Genomic DNA, 15,855 nt, shown 5'->3' with positions numbered 1-15,855 from the left:
AGTCAACTACCGATTCGTACCCCCTATTAAAACAGTTGTAATTTCAATCCAAATGAAAGACTAAGATAGTCTCTGGGACGAAGATAACTATTTGTTGCAGCACTTATCAGATACAGGTCACAGGTACTTAATTCGTAGAAGAAAGTAATTGATTTTGCTGTATATCGTCGTTGGGGATCTATATCATAAGTAAGCCGTTGGCCCAGGAAGATATGTGAACGTATCTTACTGGAGAAACCGTAATATCCTTTGGGGTACCGGTCTGGTTCGTGAACCCAGAATTCATTACCGAATACCGTGTTGAAATAGATACCGCAAGTCAATGGTTCAGTAGAGAAACCTCTGCCCAGGTTGAGGCTCCAGGGCATATAGTTTTGTTTTAGTGTCATGGTCACCTTTGTACGCTTGGAATCATATTTGGGTATAAATCCTAAAAATACATCCGTTTCCCACTGATTCTTTTTTCCGTAATCCCATCCTGTGCCAAAGGACAGTAATCCCATGTTTCCGGCAAACTGTACTTTGGTGTGTGTGGGTATTAGTTTTTCCCAGTGTCCACGGTAGCGGTGGATACGTTTGTCATATTTATTGGGTTTTACAATTGAATCTTGTTGTGCAAAACTGCCGGGACTGAATAGCAGAAGCATTAGTCCGGCACAAAGAGCATATTTAAAAGTTGACCAGTTCATAAGTATAATTGTCAGGGGTAATAGTAAATAACATGTAGCTACGGTGTTTCATGCAATCGCTTCCATAGTATATAACGCCATCGTCAAAAAGATCGTCCGTGCTTACTCTATGGTCATGTGCATTCAGGCAAAACTGTAACTGGGGATACTGTGTTATGTAACGTTGAAAGACTTTTGAAACATTGTTATTGAATACGTCGGAACCGGGTCTTGCGTGCATTGCTACTACGGTCTTCTCAAATTCATCTTGTCGCTCCGTCAGTTGGTTCTCAATAAAATTGAAATCAGGTATCGGCTCGGAATAATCAAACTCCAATGCATTTGTGTTGAGGCAAACAAACTTTGTGTTTCCTGCAATGAAAGAGAAATTTGCCGGACCAAATATTTTGGTATATGCCTCGTTTCCCGTTCCCAGACAGTCATGGTTTCCTAATAAAACCACATAAGGAACTTTCAGGCTATTCATGAGATCGCGCTGCCATATAAACTCACTGGTGACACCGAAATCGCTTACATCTCCTCCGTGAATGACAAAGTCTATGTTTTCCAGTTGGTTGATGGAGCTTATACACTTCTCAGTTTCGTCATACCACCGTTGCGAATCGCCCATGGCTACAAAACGGATGGTTGTTTTGTCTTTACAGTTGGCTTCTATTCTTTTGATGTTTTTGGCATTGACCTCTGTTTCTCCTTTGATATGTACATCGTATGGATGATAATCTATCATATCGCATCCTGAAAGTAGAAACAGATAAATCAAGAAGCCGCTAATCTTTTTTTTCTTCATACTCCTAATTCGTTAATTGAAAACTTCGCGCAAAGATAAAGTTTTCTTCTTGGCGAACAATAGATGCTTACTCCGATTCAGTGTTATAGAACAATTTTGGAGAAGTATTGTCTAATAATTAGACGAACGTTGTCTAATAATTAGACAGCTGTACAAAACCTGTTTTCTTGTACTTCTTTGTTTCTCAATATTTTAATTGCTTTGGCATACTTTCTGCTTTATAAAGAGAAACATAGAATCTGTTTTTATGAAACAAATGCTGATGAATAAAACAATTAATATGATTTCTTTAAGATTAACTGGCTTCATGCATTGCCAGTGGGAGAGGTGACGTTGTGAAACGTTTCTTCTCCGTTTCTGAAAAGAACAATTAACTTTGCAAGATATATGAGACAACTTTATTATGTAATTAGAACATTGCTTCGGGGACGCGGTTCCAATCTTATCAAGATCATCTCTCTTGGACTGGGATTGACGATGAGCATTTTGTTGTTTGCCCGTGTGGCATTCGAACAGAGTTTCGACAAATGCTACAAAGATTATGACAACCTTTATCAGGTTTTCTCTATTTTCACTGTTAACGGTGAAAAGAGCGAACCGCAGGATATGAATTACGGTCCTGTGGCAGGTGCTATCCTTGATAATTTCCCTGAAGAGGTAGAAGCTGCTACCAGCATTTGTAAATGGGCGGCATCATTACCTCTATATAACGGAAGCGTCCGGTTTGATGATAATAAGATAATGGCAGATTCGCTCTTCTTTCAGACAATGGGCATTGAGGTGCTTAGCGGTAATCCGAGAGATCTGATGCAGAAGGATGTTATTTTCCTGAGCGATCGTCTGGCTACAAAAATCTTTGGTGGAGAGAATCCTGTCGGTAAAGTACTCAGATATAATAAATCCATGGAAATGACGGTAAAAGGTACCTATGCCGCTTTACCCGAAAACACAACCTTACGCCCTGAGGCTGTGATATCTATGCCCAGCATGTGGAGTCGTGATATAGGCAACTATTCCTGGGATGGTGGCGACAGTTACTTTGAATACATCCGTTTCCGGCCCGGGGCGGATAAGGAAGCTGTCTTTGCACGTCTGGACGGTATGATACAAAAATATCTTCCCAAAGAAGGAGAAGGAATGTATGGCTATACAGCTATGGTGAAACCAATCCGTGACGTATACCGCAACTATGATGAGGTAAAACGGATGAAGAGTATAATGAGTATTTTAGGATTTGCGATTCTTTTCATTGCCGGATTGAACTATGTGCTTATATCTATTTCTTCATTGGCTTACCGTGCCAAGTCCGTGGGTGTGCATAAGAGTAGTGGCGCGAGCGGTGGTAAGGTTTTTGGAATGTTCTTGCTGGAGACCGGTATCATTATTCTGCTGGCACTGTTGTTGATGTTACTGATATTAGTGAACTTCCGCGAGTTTTTTGAAGATACAACCGCTGCCAAACTGGAGTCATTGTTTGCTTTTGACAGGCTTTGGGTACCATTATTTACTGTGTTCCTATTGTTTCTGGTAGGTGGCATATTGCCGGGACGAATGTTTGCACGGATACCTGTGTCGCAAGTATTCCATCGCTATACGGAGGGAAAAAAGGGTTGGAAACGTCCGTTACTGTTCATTCAGTTTGCCGGAGTAACTTTTATATGCGGATTGATGTGTGTGGTGATGGTTCAATACAAATATGTATTGAACAAAGACACGGGCTATAATCCGAAACAGGTTGTTTATAGCTATTCCACCTTTGGCGGTACATCAGAAGATAGTAATTATGCCCGTCAGTTCTTCAAAGGATTGCCCTATGTGGAGGGTGTTTCATCTGCTTCATACCCTCCGTGCATTGGTTTTAGCGGTATGATGATACAGAATGAGGGTGGACAGGCACTTTTCTCTTCCCGCTTTTGTGAGGAAGAAGAAAACTATCCCGCTATGATGGGAATGAAGATGAAACAGGGACGTATGGCCCGCGAAAAGGATGAAGTGGTGGTGAATGAGAACTTTGCAGAACGGATGCGTTGGGGAAATGAGATAGTAGGTCGTATGGTCCATGCTGAAGGCAGTACTTACAAAGTTGTGGGAGTTTTGAAAGACTTTCGTACCAATAGTTTTTATAACGAACAGGAACCGCTCATCGTCCATTGCTACAGAAACTTTGGCAATTGTATCCACGTCCGTCTGAAAGAACCTTTTGCTGAGAATTTACGTAAGCTGAATGAGGAATCCTCTGAAGCTTTCCCCGATAAAACAGTCAGTTTCCGTAGTCTGGAGCAGAGTATGGAAGAGAATTATAACGCATTACGCGTATTCCGTAATGCCACACTGATGGCAACTATAGCCATGTTCTTTGTGATGCTGATGGGATTGATAGGTTACACGGCAGATGAGGTGCGCCGACGTAGTAAAGAGATTGCCATCCGCAAAGTGAATGGAGCCGAAGCATCCGGTATTCTGGAACTTCTGTCCAAAGATGTTCTCTATGTGGCATTGCCGGCAACAGTTATCGGCAGCGTAGCATCGTGGTACGTCAATACGATGTGGATGGATATGTTTGCCGAACACGTACCGCTTAACTGGATGGTGTATGTATGGGTGGTTATAGGCGTCCTCGTTGTTATTGTTGCCTGTGTTATCTGGAAGGCATGGCGTATAGCCAATGAAAATCCGGTGAATAGTATAAAGAGTGAATAAACAGAAGATAAATCAATAAAATAAATAGCAGTATGATACAGATTGAAAACATTAGTAAGGTATTTCGCACTTCAGAAGTAGAAACCGTAGCATTGAATCATGTTAACCTAAATGTTAAGGAAGGGGAGTTTGTTGCCATTATGGGACCTTCGGGTTGTGGCAAGTCTACACTATTGAATATTCTTGGGCTATTGGATAACCCTACCGAAGGCTCCTATAAATTGCTGGGAGAAGAAGTAGCCGGGCTGAAAGAAAAAGAACGTACCCGCGTGCGTAAAGGTAAACTGGGCTTTGTATTCCAGAGTTTTAACCTGATAGACGAACTGAACGTCTATGAGAATGTGGAACTCCCCCTGACGTACCTCGGCATAAAGGCATCCGAACGTCGCCGCATGGTAGAAGACATTCTGAAACGAATGAATATCAGTCATCGTGCCAAACACTTTCCTCAGCAGCTCTCGGGTGGACAGCAACAGCGTGTAGCCATTGCCCGTGCGGTAGTCACTAACCCCAAACTGATTCTTGCCGATGAGCCTACCGGTAATCTGGACTCAAAGAACGGTGCCGAAGTGATGGCTTTACTTACCGAACTTAATAAAGAAGGAACCACTATCATTATGGTAACTCACTCTCAGCACGATGCTTCGTTTGCACATCGTACGGTACACCTCTTCGATGGTAGTGTTGTGGCAAGTGTAACGGCATAAAATAAGAAGAACAATGAGACAAATCTATTATAGTATACGAACTCTATTGCGCGAACGCGGCTCCAATATCATAAGGATTATCTCCCTTTCTCTGGGACTTACCATTGGTATTCTGCTCTTTTCGCAAATAGCTTTCGAACTGAGTTATGAGAAGTGCTACCCGGAGGCAGAGCGTCTGGCGATGGTACGTTGCCAGATGACCAATCTCAGTACAGGTGAGGTAATGGGAGACGATGGAACCAATTATGATTACACCGTCTTTGATCCGGTAGCTGCTGTATTGGCACAAGATATGCCGAAAGAGATTGAGAGTGCCAGTTGTGTTTATCCTACCAAAGAGTACCATATATATAATGAAGACAAACTGCTGCCTGATGTGAATTATATATTTGTGGATACCTGCTTCTTTCAGACTTTTGGTATACCGGTATTGAAAGGTAACCCCAAAGACCTGATTATGCCCGGAAGTGTTTTCGTATCCGAGCACTTTGCCCGTGAAACTTTTGGAGACACAGATCCTATCGGCAGAGTTCTCTCTGCAGACAAACAGCATGATTTTACCATTCGTGGTATCTATAAGGATGTTCCCGAAAATACAATGCTTACTCATGACTTTGTAGTTTCTGTCCATAAGGATGGAGGATATCAGGGCGGATACGGCTGGAAAGGGAATGACGTCTTTTATGCATTCTTACGCTTGCGTCATGCTTCGGATGTGGATGAGGTGAATAATAATATCCAACGGGTAATAGAGAAATATACGGAGAGCCAGTTTGATGATTGGAAGATAGACTTTAGCGTTATTCCACTTGTAAAGCGCCACTTGGATTCCTCCGAAGTACAAAAGCGGCTGATTATTTATGGCTTCCTGGGCTTTGCCATTTTCTTTGTGGCTATTATGAACTACATGCTGATCTCAATTGCTACACTGAGTCGCCGTGCCAAAGGCGTAGGAGTGCATAAATGCAGTGGTGCCAGTTCTGCAAACATATTCGGAATGTTTCTGGCAGAGACAGGGGTTCTTGTTTTGATTTCAGTTTTGATTAGCATGTTGCTGATAGTCAATGCACGCGATATTATTGAAGACCTGCTTTCCGTTCGTCTTTCCTCTCTTTTTGCATGGGATACGCTTTGGGTTCCGCTACTGACTATTGTGATACTTTTTGTACTGGCGGGGTGTATACCGGGACGTTTGTTTTCACGTATTCCCGTTACGCAGGTGTTTCGCCGGCATACTGACGGTAAAAAGAGCTGGAAACGTTCCTTACTGTTTATACAGTTTATAGGAGTATCTTTTGTACTTGGTTTGTTATTGGTCACTTTGTTGCAATATAGTCATCTGATGAATCGTGATATGGGAATCAAGATCCCGGGATTGACAGAAGCCGAAAGTTGGGTTTCCAGAGAAACGGTAGAACACATTAAAGATGAATTACGCCGTCAGCCAATGGTAGAGGATGTGACAGCTGCAACGCATAGTGTGCTGGGGCAATACTGGACGCGGGGATTGATGAGTAATGAAGGGAAACGCATTGCCACACTCAATTTTAATATCTGTCACTACAACTATCCCGAAGTAATGGGGATGGAAATACTGCAAGGTTCCGCTTTGAAGAAAAAGGGAGATTTGTTGGTAAATGAAGAGTTAGTGCGCTTAATGAAGTGGACAGACGGGGGAGTAGGAAAAAATCTGAATGATGTGCAAGGAACGATTGTAGGAGTCTTTCGTGATGTACGCAACGAAAGTTTCTATTCTGCCCAGTCACCTATTGTTCTGATAGGAAATGAAGAACAGAATTTCCATGCATTCAATGTCCGCCTGAAAGAACCTTATGATGAGAACCTGAAACGCCTGAACGAGTTTATGGGAAAGACTTTTCCTAATATATCTCTCCATTTTGTTCCGGTGGACCGTATGGTGAGGGATGGATATAAAGATGTATATCGTTTCCGCAATTCTGTATGGATTACTTCCGGCTTTATCCTGCTTATTGTTATCATGGGACTGATTGGTTATGTGAATGATGAAACGCAACGTCGCAGTAAGGAGATAGCCATCCGGAAAGTAAACGGTGCTGAGGCTTCACAAATACTGCGGTTGCTGGCAGGTGATATTCTGTATGTATCGGTGTTGGCTGTAGTACTTGGTACGGTTATTTCTTACTTTATAGGGCGAGCCTGGCTTGATCAGTTTGCCGAGCAGATTGACTTGAATCCACTGCTTTTCGTGGGCATTGCATTCGTAACGTTGCTACTCATCGTTGCCTGTGTGGTACTCAAGGCATGGCACATTGCGAATGAGAATCCGGTAAAGAGTATTAAAAATGAGTGATAAGTGAGTAGTGATGAGTGATTAGTGGCTGCGCTATTATGGCGGATGGTACTTATCACTCATCACTAATCACTACTCACTTATCACTAATTTGTGTGATCATGCGACAACTTTATTACACGATACAGACCCTTATTCGTGGGAGAGGTTCCAATCTTATTAAGATAATCTCTCTTACCCTGGGGTTATTCGTTGGTATTCTGCTTTTTGCCAGTGTTGCTTTTCAGTTGAGTTTTCATAACTTCTTTCGCCAGCCGGAACAGTTGTATCTTACTTATATGACTAATATCCAGAATGGAGTAGAAGGGAAAGCATTCTCTTATACTTTTGGCCCGCTTTCTGCTGCGTTGAAAGAGAATTTCCCAAAAGAAGTAGAGAATGCTACGATCTTGCGTGACTGGGGGGAGGTAGTATTGTATAATGGAGATACCAGGTTGCAGGAATATATGACATATGGAGATGAAAACCTGTTTGCTACATTGGGCTTGAAGGTATTGGCAGGTAAACCGGAGGACCTGGTGTCTCCGGATGTTATTTTTATCTCGCATACTTTGGCAAAGAAGATAGGAGCGATGGATGGTGAATTATCTTCCGTTATAGGCAAGAATCTGTATCAGGATCGTAAACAACCCATGATGGTTCGCGGAGTGTTTGAAGACTTGAAGGAGAACACAGATATCTCTTTTGATGTAGTAATGCCTATGGCTTCTCTGTGGAGAGACAACCGTGCTGGCTGGGGATATGATATTAGTTATATGGCTATTGTCCGTTTTCGTGATGAGGCCGGTATGAAAACGGTAGAAGCCCGTCTGCCTGATATGTTGAAGAAGTATATGCCGAACTTTAACAAGAGGGAAAATAATCGTTGGGAATGTTCTTTCCGTCCTTTGTCCGATCTCCACTCTACCAATCCTACGGTGAGGACAATGGTGCTTGTTATGTCTGTTCTTGCCATTGTGATTTTGCTGATAGCTGCATTCAACTATGTATTAATATCGGTTGCCTCTCTGGCGAGGCGTGCCAAAGCTGTAGGAGTACATAAGTGTAGCGGGGCTACCGGAGGTGCCGTATTCCGGATGTTTTTCACAGAGACTGTTCTGATTGTTTTGCTTGCTATCCTGTTAACAGTATTGCTCATGTTCCAGTTCCGGGATTTTGTTGAAGAAACTACAGCTGCCCGTTTGGTATCACTCTTTGCATGGCGTACGTTATGGGTACCGGTTCTGGTGGTGCTTGCTGTACTTTTACTGGCTGGTATTATGCCCGCAGGATTGTTCTCTTCTATTCCTGTGACACAGGTATTCCATCGTTATACCGAACGGAGAACCGCATGGAAACGCCCGTTGCTTTTCATCCAGTTTATGGGAATGACGTTTATCTTTGGTTTCCTTATTATAGTACTTGGACAGTATCAAACGGTAATGAATAAAGATTTGGGATATAACCCTGACCGGGTAGTCATGTGTTGGCATCAGTTTGGAAATGAAGAGGGGAATGCAAAGAGTTTCTTTAAGAACCTCCCGATGGTAGAAGACTATGCAGCAGCTGCACAAATGATTTGTTACGGTTATAGTGGCGATACTTTTGATGTAGGTGAGAGTAGAAGGGTAGATGCCCGTGTAGATTGGATCGGCGTGGATTTTGTACCTATGATGGGCATTCCTATTCTGGAAGGAAAGAATATTGCGGTTGAAGGTGAAATACTGGTGAATAAAGAATTCGTACGGCAGGCACGCTGGACGGATAGTCCTATAGGGAAGAGGATTCATTACGGACGGAGAGACTTTCTTGTAGTGGGTGTTGTAGGAGATTATGCCATAAGAAGTGCTTATCATCCCCAAGAACCTATATTATTAATGACCAGCCAGAATCCCGGTTTTAATTACCTTCGTCTGAAAGAGCCTTTCGAGCAAAATCTTGCAGATCTCAACCGACAGATGGCAGAAGCCTTTCCTACCGATGATGTTGTGTTCTTGTCATTACCCCAGATGTTGGAGGAACAATATACAGATGTCCGTCGTTTTCGGAATGCAGTTATCTTGGCTTCCATCTCTATTTTCCTGATAGCATTAATGGGATTGATTGGCTATACCAATGACGAAGTTCGTTACCGCAGTAAAGAGATTGCCATTCGTAAAGTGAATGGGGCAGAAGCTTCGGGGATTTTACGATTACTTTCAGAAAATATCCTGTGGACTGCATTGCCGGCTGTAATCATCGGTACACTGCTTGCTCATCTTATCAGTAACAAATGGCTGGAGCAGTTCAGTGACTCCGTACAATTGGGTATTTGTACATATATCGGGGTAGCACTCTTTGTATTGGCACTGATTATATGCACCGTTGTCTTTCGTGCATGGAATGTGGCGAATGAGAATCCGGTGAAGAGTATTAAAAATGAGTGATTAGTGAGTAGTGATGAGTGATTAGTGCCATGCGGCATTATAGTGCAGCCACTAATCACTAATCACTACTCACTATTTTTAAACTTTTTCTTCCTTTTGTTTGTTATTCTTCATATATAACGTACTTTAGCGTTTGCTATCATTAACTACGTGTTTTGTTTATGAAGAATACACTCCTGAATATCTGGAACTTCTATCTTGAGGGCTTTCGTAGCATGACCTTAGGTCGTACTTTGTGGCTTATCATTCTCGTGAAGTTGTTTATCATGTTTTTTATTCTCAGAATATTTTTCTTTCCAAACTTCCTGGGACATCTGTCTTCGGATGAAGAAAAAAGCGAATACGTGGGTGAAGAACTGATTCGGCGGGCTATTCCGCCGGAAGAGTGATTCTACTCTCTTTCTCCTCACTTTTACTACTCCGAGCTAATAACAACTAACTACAAAATAATATGATTGAAAGTATTGACACCTCATTGATTGATTGGTCGAGAGCCCAATTTGCGATGACAGCCATGTACCATTGGATCTTTGTTCCGCTCACCCTTGGGCTTGCGGTTGTAATGGCTATCATGGAAACACTGTATTACAAGACAGGGTTTGAATTCTGGAAGCACACAGCTAAGTTCTGGATGAAACTATTCGGTATTAACTTTGCCGTCGGTGTTGCTACCGGGTTAATTCTCGAATTTGAGTTTGGAACCAACTGGAGTAATTATTCCTGGTTTGTAGGAGATATCTTTGGAGCACCGCTTGCCATTGAAGGTATTCTGGCCTTTTTTATGGAAGCCACGTTTATTGCTGTAATGTTCTTTGGATGGGATAAAGTAAGCAAACGATTCCATCTTGCTTCTACTTGGCTCACCGGATTGGGAGCGACAATCTCTGCCTGGTGGATTTTAGTTGCCAATGCTTGGATGCAGCATCCGGTAGGGATGGAGTTCAATCCGGATAGTGTTCGTAATGAGATGGTGGACTTTTGGGCAGTGGCCCTTTCGCCTGTGGCAGTCAATAAATTCTTTCATACGGTGCTGAGTGGATGGGTATTAGGTGCTATCTTTGTGGTAGGTGTCAGTTGCTGGTATCTTTTAAAGAAGCGGAATACGAAGTTTGCCATGTCGAGTATTAAGATCGGAGCAATCTTTGGTTTGACGGCTTCTTTGCTTGCTTTGTGGACGGGCGATGGTTCCGGCTATCAGATTGCACAAACGCAACCCATGAAACTGGCTGCTGTAGAAGGTTATTATGAAGGGCAGGAGGGTGCCGGACTGGTGGCTATCGGTATGCTGAACCCTGAGAAGAAGACCTATGATGATGGGGTGAAACCTTTTCTCTTCCGTATTGAAGTACCCAAACTGCTTTCTTTGCTGGCGGAACGCGAGATGAATGCTTTTGTCCCCGGTATCAATAATATTATTGAAGGAGGGTATATGCAGAAGGATGGTACGATAGCCCTTTCTGCTGCCGAAAAGATGGAACGTGGACGAACGGCGATTGCTGCACTGGATGCCTATAAAGCGGCAAAGGCGACAGGCAATGAAGCCGATGCACAGATTGCCTATTCGGTATTAAAAGAGAATGTTCCGTATTTTGGCTATGGATATATCAAGGATGTGAACGAGTTAGTACCCAATGTTCCGTTAAACTTCTATGCGTTCCGCGTGATGGTAATGCTTGGCGGGTATTTTATCCTGTTCTTTATGCTGGTTCTCTTCTTTGTTTATAAGAAAGACTTGTCGAAGATGCGTTGGATGCAATACATCGCTTTGTGGACTATTCCGTTGGGCTATATTGCCGGACAAGCGGGATGGGTAGTAGCAGAATGTGGTCGTCAGCCTTGGGCGATACGTGATATGATGCCTACCTCAGTGGCTATTTCCAAACTGGATGTTGGTTCTGTGCAAGCCACGTTCTTTATCTTTGTAGTGTTGTTCACCGTCATGCTGATTGCAGAGATCGGTATCATGTTGCGTGAGATAAAGAAAGGACCTCAGGTTTCTGAAAAGGATTCTGGCTACTAATTACTAACTTCTAACTCCTTTAAATTATGAGTACATATATATTCCTACAACATTATTGGTGGCTGATAGTCTCTTTATTAGGGGCTATACTCGTATTCCTGCTGTTTGTGCAGGGTGGAAATTCGTTGCTTTTCTGTCTGGGAAAGACAGAAGAACACCGTAAAATGATGGTTAATTCTACCGGGCGCAAGTGGGAGTTCACTTTTACTACCCTGGTAACGTTTGGCGGAGCTTTCTTTGCCTCTTTTCCTTTGTTTTATAGCACAAGCTTTGGTGGTGCATACTGGCTGTGGATGATTATTTTATTCAGCTTTGTGCTGCAAGCTGTCAGTTATGAGTTTCAGAGTAAAGCAGGTAACCTGTTGGGCAAAAAGACGTATCAGACGTTTTTAGTGATCAATGGGGTAGTAGGGCCGTTGCTGCTTGGTGGCGCTGTGGCTACTTTCTTTACCGGTTCTGATTTCTATATCAATAAAGCGAATATGGGCAATATAATGATGCCCATTATCAGTCAGTGGGGCAACGGCTGGCACGGACTGGATGCCTTACTTAATCCATGGAATGTTGTTCTGGGGTTGGCAGTGTTCTTTTTGGCGCGTGTTTTAGGATTGCTTTATTTTATTAATAATATTGCAGATGATGCATTGATTACTAAATGTCGTCGGGCGCTTTACGCCAATGCAGGGCTTTTCCTTGTTTTTTTCCTGGCTTTCGTTATTCGTACACTATTGGCTGATGGATATGCTGTAAATCCGGATACTAAAGAGATTTATATGGAACCGTATAAGTATCTGAATAACTTCCTGGCGATGCCTGCGGTACTGGTTACTTTCCTGATCGGTGTGGTACTGGTATTATTCGGTATTCTGCGTACCCTTCTGAAAAAGACATTTGATAAAGGAATCTGGTTTGCCGGTGGTGGTACGATACTGACAGTGCTTGCCCTGCTGCTTATAGCCGGATATAATAATACTGCTTACTATCCGTCATTCACTGATATCCAGAGTTCACTAACGTTGAGTAACAGTTGCTCCAGCCAGTTTACCCTGAAGACAATGGCATATGTATCTATTCTCGTGCCTTTCGTTATTGCTTATATTTTCTATGCATGGCGTAGCATTGATAAGAAGAAGATAGATGCTGAGGAGATGGATGAAGGGGGGCACGCTTATTGAGTGGACAGTTATTCAATTGACAGTGGACAATTGACAATTGACAGTTACTATGCAGCGTGGCCGCACAATCCATTCCTTTCTGAGAAGGATGTCCTTCAGGGTAGGAGGAGTGTACTGTCATAACGCAGCCCACTGTCCACTGTCAATTGTCCACTGTCCACTGTCAATTGTCAACTGTCAATTAAATAACTGTCAAATTGTATTTCTATAAGCTAAGGAGTACTCTATTTCCTACCCATTGTATGCTGGATAGAAAAGAATGGACTGTAGAGCGTTAAGCTTTTTGCAGTTTGATAATAAAACAACAGGATGAATGACTAATGGAACGTCATTCATCCTGTTTTATTTTCCAAAGGTTCTTTCTTCTTGTTTTTCAGCTTTATTTTGCTATCAGGAGATATTTTCTCAGTGAGAGAGAAGTAGAATCGGATAACCCTTTTTTTTGTTCCCCGGAGCCGAACCTATTGCTCCCCGGAGCCGAGCCGTTCCCTCCTCGGAGCCGGGGAAGTGCCTCCCCGGAGCCGAGAAACTTTTTGCACACAAGAAAACTGAACTTTTCATGGCATGAAACGGTGATTATTCCGGTATTATATCCACCTTTTCCAGGTGTATAACGCCCCTTTTTCTATTTTTTATGATGCAATGTTCTCTGTTTTCTCTCTACTTCGTCTCTTTTTTAAAAAGAGTGTGTCAGTAAAAAGAACAGTTCTCTATTATTTTGCTACGTTATTTACTGGTTTACCTGCCATATAAGCTTTCAGGTTTTCCAGCATAATTCCCATTAACCGTTCGCGGGCAGCGGTGGTAGCCCAGGCAATGTGTGGGGTAATATAGCAGTTGCGTGCCGTCAATAACGGATTATCTGCACGAGGCGGTTCAGTAGAAAGTACATCTACGCCGGCTGCATAAATCTTTTTCTCATTGAGGGCATCGGCAAGGTCTTGTTCGTTTACCAACGGGCCGCGTCCGGTATTAATAAGTATGGCTGTGGGTTTCATCAGTGCCAGTCTACGTGCATTTACCAATTCACGTGTCTGCTCAGTTAGCGGGCAGTGCAGACTCACTATATCGCACTCGCGGAAAATCTGGTCAAGTTCCATCTTTTTGATTTCCGGTGGTAGTTGCAGACGCGATTTAGAAGTGTATGCCCATACCTTCATACCGAAACCGATGGCAATACGGGCTGTATTGTATCCGGTTTGTCCCAGACCGATAAGGCCGATTTTCTTTCCAAGCAATTCAATGAGCGGAGTATCCCAGAAGCAGAAGTCAGGGCTGTTGGTCCAGCGTCCTTTATGAACCTCTTCGGAGTGGTGTTGCACCTGTTGAGTGATGTTCAGGATATGTGCAAATACCATTTGTCCCACAGAAGGTGTACTGTATGCGGGGATGTTGGTAACTATGATTCCGCGTGCACGGGCAGCATCAATGTCTATGATATTATATCCGGTAGCCAGTACTCCGATGTACTTCAATTGGGGCAGGGCTGCTATATGTTCTGCGGTAATCACTACTTTATTGGTCAGAATGGCTTCTGCACCGGTAGCACGTTCCAATACTTCTTCGGGAGCAGTGCGATCGTAAATCGTGCATTCACCCAGTGCCTTCAGGCCTTCCCAGCATAAATCGCCGGGATTGGCGGCATAACCGTCTAATACTACAATTTTCATATTCTTTTGTTTTAATGATTATTTTCCTTCTTTATATCTGTCACCCCACAACTGCTGCATTCGTTCGGCATGCTTTTGTTCGGCAGCATTGTGTTGCGGTTGCCAGATACGGCGATCTTTCAACTCGTCCGGCAGGAATTGCTGCTTCACGAAGTTACCTTCGTAGCTATGGGCATATTTGTATTCTTGTCCGTACCCCAACTGTTTCATCAGTTTGGTTGGTGCATTGCGCAGGTGGAGCGGAACGGGTAAATTGCCGGTTTCGCGTACCATGGCAAGAGCATCATTAATGGCACTATATGCAGAGTTACTCTTCGGGCTTGTAGCCAGATAGATGGTGGCTTCTGCTAATGGGATTCTACCTTCGGGCCAGCCTAATTTCATCAGTGCGTCAAAGCAGGCATTGGCTATAAGTAAAGCATTGGGGTTGGCAAGTCCGATATCTTCGGCTGCCGAAATAACAAGGCGGCGGGCTATGAAAGCAGGATCTTCGCCACCTTCTACCATGCGTGCCAGCCAGTAGATAGCGCCATCGGGGTCACTACCGCGGATAGACTTGATAAAGGCAGAGATAATATCATAATGCATCTCTCCGTCTTTGTCATAAGCAAGCGGGTTCTGTTGCAGGCGTTCGGTTACTATCTCGTCGGTGATGATGACAGTTTCTTCTGTTTCGGATTCTACTACCAGTTCCAGTATGTTCAGTAACTTACGGGCATCGCCTCCCGAGAAACGGAGCATGGCGTTGGTCTCTTTTAGTTCGATACGGCGCTCTTTCAGTATCGTATCTGTGGTAATGGCACGTTGCAACAACTCCAGTAAGTCTTCTTTTTCGAGAGACTTCAGTACATAAAGCTGGCAGCGGGAGAGGAGGGGGCGAATCACTTCAAAAGAGGGATTCTCCGTGGTAGCACCGATGAGTGTAACCGTTCCGTGCTCTACAGCCCCTAACAGTGAATCTTGCTGAGACTTGCTGAAACGGTGTATTTCATCAATGAAAAGTATCGGGCTTCCCTGCGAAAAGAAACGGTTACTCTTGGCACGGTCTATCACTTCGCGTACATCCTTTACCCCCGAAGTAACTGCACTCAATGTATAAAACGGAGTTTCCAGCTTGTTGGCGATGATCTGCGCTAACGTTGTTTTCCCCACCCCGGGAGGTCCCCAGAGGATAAAAGAGGAGATTCGTCCTGCATCAATCATCTTGCGCAGGATAGCACCAGGTCCTACTAAATGTTTTTGACCTATATAGTCATCCAGTGTCTTTGGCCGAAGTCGTTCTGCTAATGGTTGCATATTGTTAGTGATAAGTGATTTAGTGATAAGTGATAAATGATTAGTGATAAGTGGGCTACGCTATATCCGCATGG

The 15,855-nt window shown here is 43.4% G+C and carries 11 protein-coding genes; 7 read left to right on the top strand and 4 right to left on the bottom strand.

Features of this window, described 5'->3' with window-relative positions; all coding sequences use genetic code 11:
* Positions 1-26 precede the first annotated feature (26 nt).
* Positions 27-647, bottom strand: coding sequence for a hypothetical protein (locus HCG69_RS03780; protein WP_223382408.1), 621 nt, complete (start codon positions 645-647; stop codon positions 27-29).
* Between the two features lie 22 nt (positions 648-669).
* On the bottom strand, positions 670-1,476 hold the full coding sequence (locus tag HCG69_RS03775) for a metallophosphoesterase (protein ID WP_221648909.1): 807 nt from the start codon (positions 1,474-1,476) through the stop codon (positions 670-672).
* 387 nt (positions 1,477-1,863) lie between these two features.
* Between HCG69_RS03775 and HCG69_RS03770 the strand changes: the two genes are divergently transcribed.
* The 7 genes from HCG69_RS03770 (at position 1,864) to cydB (ending at position 12,815) form a co-directional block, all read left to right on the top strand.
* Positions 1,864-4,176: an ABC transporter permease gene (locus HCG69_RS03770; protein WP_221648908.1), complete on the top strand. Its 2,313-nt coding sequence runs from the start codon at positions 1,864-1,866 to the stop codon at positions 4,174-4,176.
* A gap of 32 nt (positions 4,177-4,208) precedes the next feature.
* A complete protein-coding gene (locus HCG69_RS03765) occupies positions 4,209-4,883 on the top strand; it encodes an ABC transporter ATP-binding protein (RefSeq protein WP_007485251.1) in 675 nt (224 codons plus the stop codon).
* A gap of 13 nt (positions 4,884-4,896) precedes the next feature.
* A complete protein-coding gene (locus HCG69_RS03760; protein ID WP_221648907.1) occupies positions 4,897-7,215 on the top strand; it encodes an ABC transporter permease in 2,319 nt (772 codons plus the stop codon).
* Positions 7,216-7,316: 101 nt separating this feature from the next.
* Positions 7,317-9,620, top strand: a complete 2,304-nt coding sequence (locus tag HCG69_RS03755) for an ABC transporter permease (RefSeq protein WP_221648906.1) — start codon at positions 7,317-7,319, stop codon at positions 9,618-9,620.
* A 161-nt stretch (positions 9,621-9,781) separates the two neighbouring features.
* On the top strand, positions 9,782-10,009 hold the full coding sequence (locus HCG69_RS03750) for a DUF4492 domain-containing protein (protein WP_002560612.1): 228 nt from the start codon (positions 9,782-9,784) through the stop codon (positions 10,007-10,009).
* Between the two features lie 62 nt (positions 10,010-10,071).
* Positions 10,072-11,640, top strand: a complete 1,569-nt coding sequence (locus HCG69_RS03745) for a cytochrome ubiquinol oxidase subunit I (protein ID WP_221648905.1) — start codon at positions 10,072-10,074, stop codon at positions 11,638-11,640.
* 26 nt (positions 11,641-11,666) lie between these two features.
* Positions 11,667-12,815 carry a cytochrome d ubiquinol oxidase subunit II gene (cydB, locus tag HCG69_RS03740; protein WP_002560610.1) on the top strand — a complete coding sequence of 383 codons (1,149 nt, stop codon included), beginning with the start codon at positions 11,667-11,669 and terminating at the stop codon, positions 12,813-12,815.
* Positions 12,816-13,528: 713 nt separating this feature from the next.
* Here cydB and HCG69_RS03735 read toward each other — a convergent pair.
* Both HCG69_RS03735 and HCG69_RS03730 read right to left on the bottom strand, forming a co-directional pair.
* A complete protein-coding gene (locus HCG69_RS03735; protein WP_221648904.1) occupies positions 13,529-14,485 on the bottom strand; it encodes a D-2-hydroxyacid dehydrogenase in 957 nt (318 codons plus the stop codon).
* A gap of 18 nt (positions 14,486-14,503) precedes the next feature.
* Positions 14,504-15,781 (bottom strand): replication-associated recombination protein A, encoded by a 1,278-nt coding sequence (locus HCG69_RS03730; RefSeq protein WP_002560608.1) that lies wholly within the window; start codon positions 15,779-15,781, stop codon positions 14,504-14,506.
* Positions 15,782-15,855 lie beyond the last annotated feature (74 nt).

The organism is Bacteroides sp. K03 (assembly GCF_019734355.1).
GTDB classification, from domain to species: Bacteria; Bacteroidota; Bacteroidia; order Bacteroidales; family Bacteroidaceae; genus Bacteroides; species Bacteroides nordii.
Note: the sequence above shows the minus strand (reverse complement) of the source record. Positions and strands in the feature narration are given on the sequence as shown.

Excerpts from the sequence above, each read along its gene's own strand:
- HCG69_RS03780 (WP_223382408.1), bottom strand. The coding sequence starts at position 647 with ATGCTTCTGCTATTCAGTCCCGGCAGTTTTGCACAACAAGATTCAATT.
- HCG69_RS03775 (WP_221648909.1), bottom strand. The coding sequence starts at position 1,476 with ATGAAGAAAAAAAAGATTAGCGGCTTCTTGATTTATCTGTTTCTACTT.
- HCG69_RS03770 (WP_221648908.1), top strand. The coding sequence starts at position 1,864 with ATGAGACAACTTTATTATGTAATTAGAACATTGCTTCGGGGACGCGGT.
- HCG69_RS03765 (WP_007485251.1), top strand. The coding sequence starts at position 4,209 with ATGATACAGATTGAAAACATTAGTAAGGTATTTCGCACTTCAGAAGTA.
- HCG69_RS03760 (WP_221648907.1), top strand. The coding sequence starts at position 4,897 with ATGAGACAAATCTATTATAGTATACGAACTCTATTGCGCGAACGCGGC.
- HCG69_RS03755 (WP_221648906.1), top strand. The coding sequence starts at position 7,317 with ATGCGACAACTTTATTACACGATACAGACCCTTATTCGTGGGAGAGGT.
- HCG69_RS03750 (WP_002560612.1), top strand. The coding sequence starts at position 9,782 with ATGAAGAATACACTCCTGAATATCTGGAACTTCTATCTTGAGGGCTTT.
- HCG69_RS03745 (WP_221648905.1), top strand. The coding sequence starts at position 10,072 with ATGATTGAAAGTATTGACACCTCATTGATTGATTGGTCGAGAGCCCAA.
- cydB (WP_002560610.1), top strand. The coding sequence starts at position 11,667 with ATGAGTACATATATATTCCTACAACATTATTGGTGGCTGATAGTCTCT.
- HCG69_RS03735 (WP_221648904.1), bottom strand. The coding sequence starts at position 14,485 with ATGAAAATTGTAGTATTAGACGGTTATGCCGCCAATCCCGGCGATTTA.
- HCG69_RS03730 (WP_002560608.1), bottom strand. The coding sequence starts at position 15,781 with ATGCAACCATTAGCAGAACGACTTCGGCCAAAGACACTGGATGACTAT.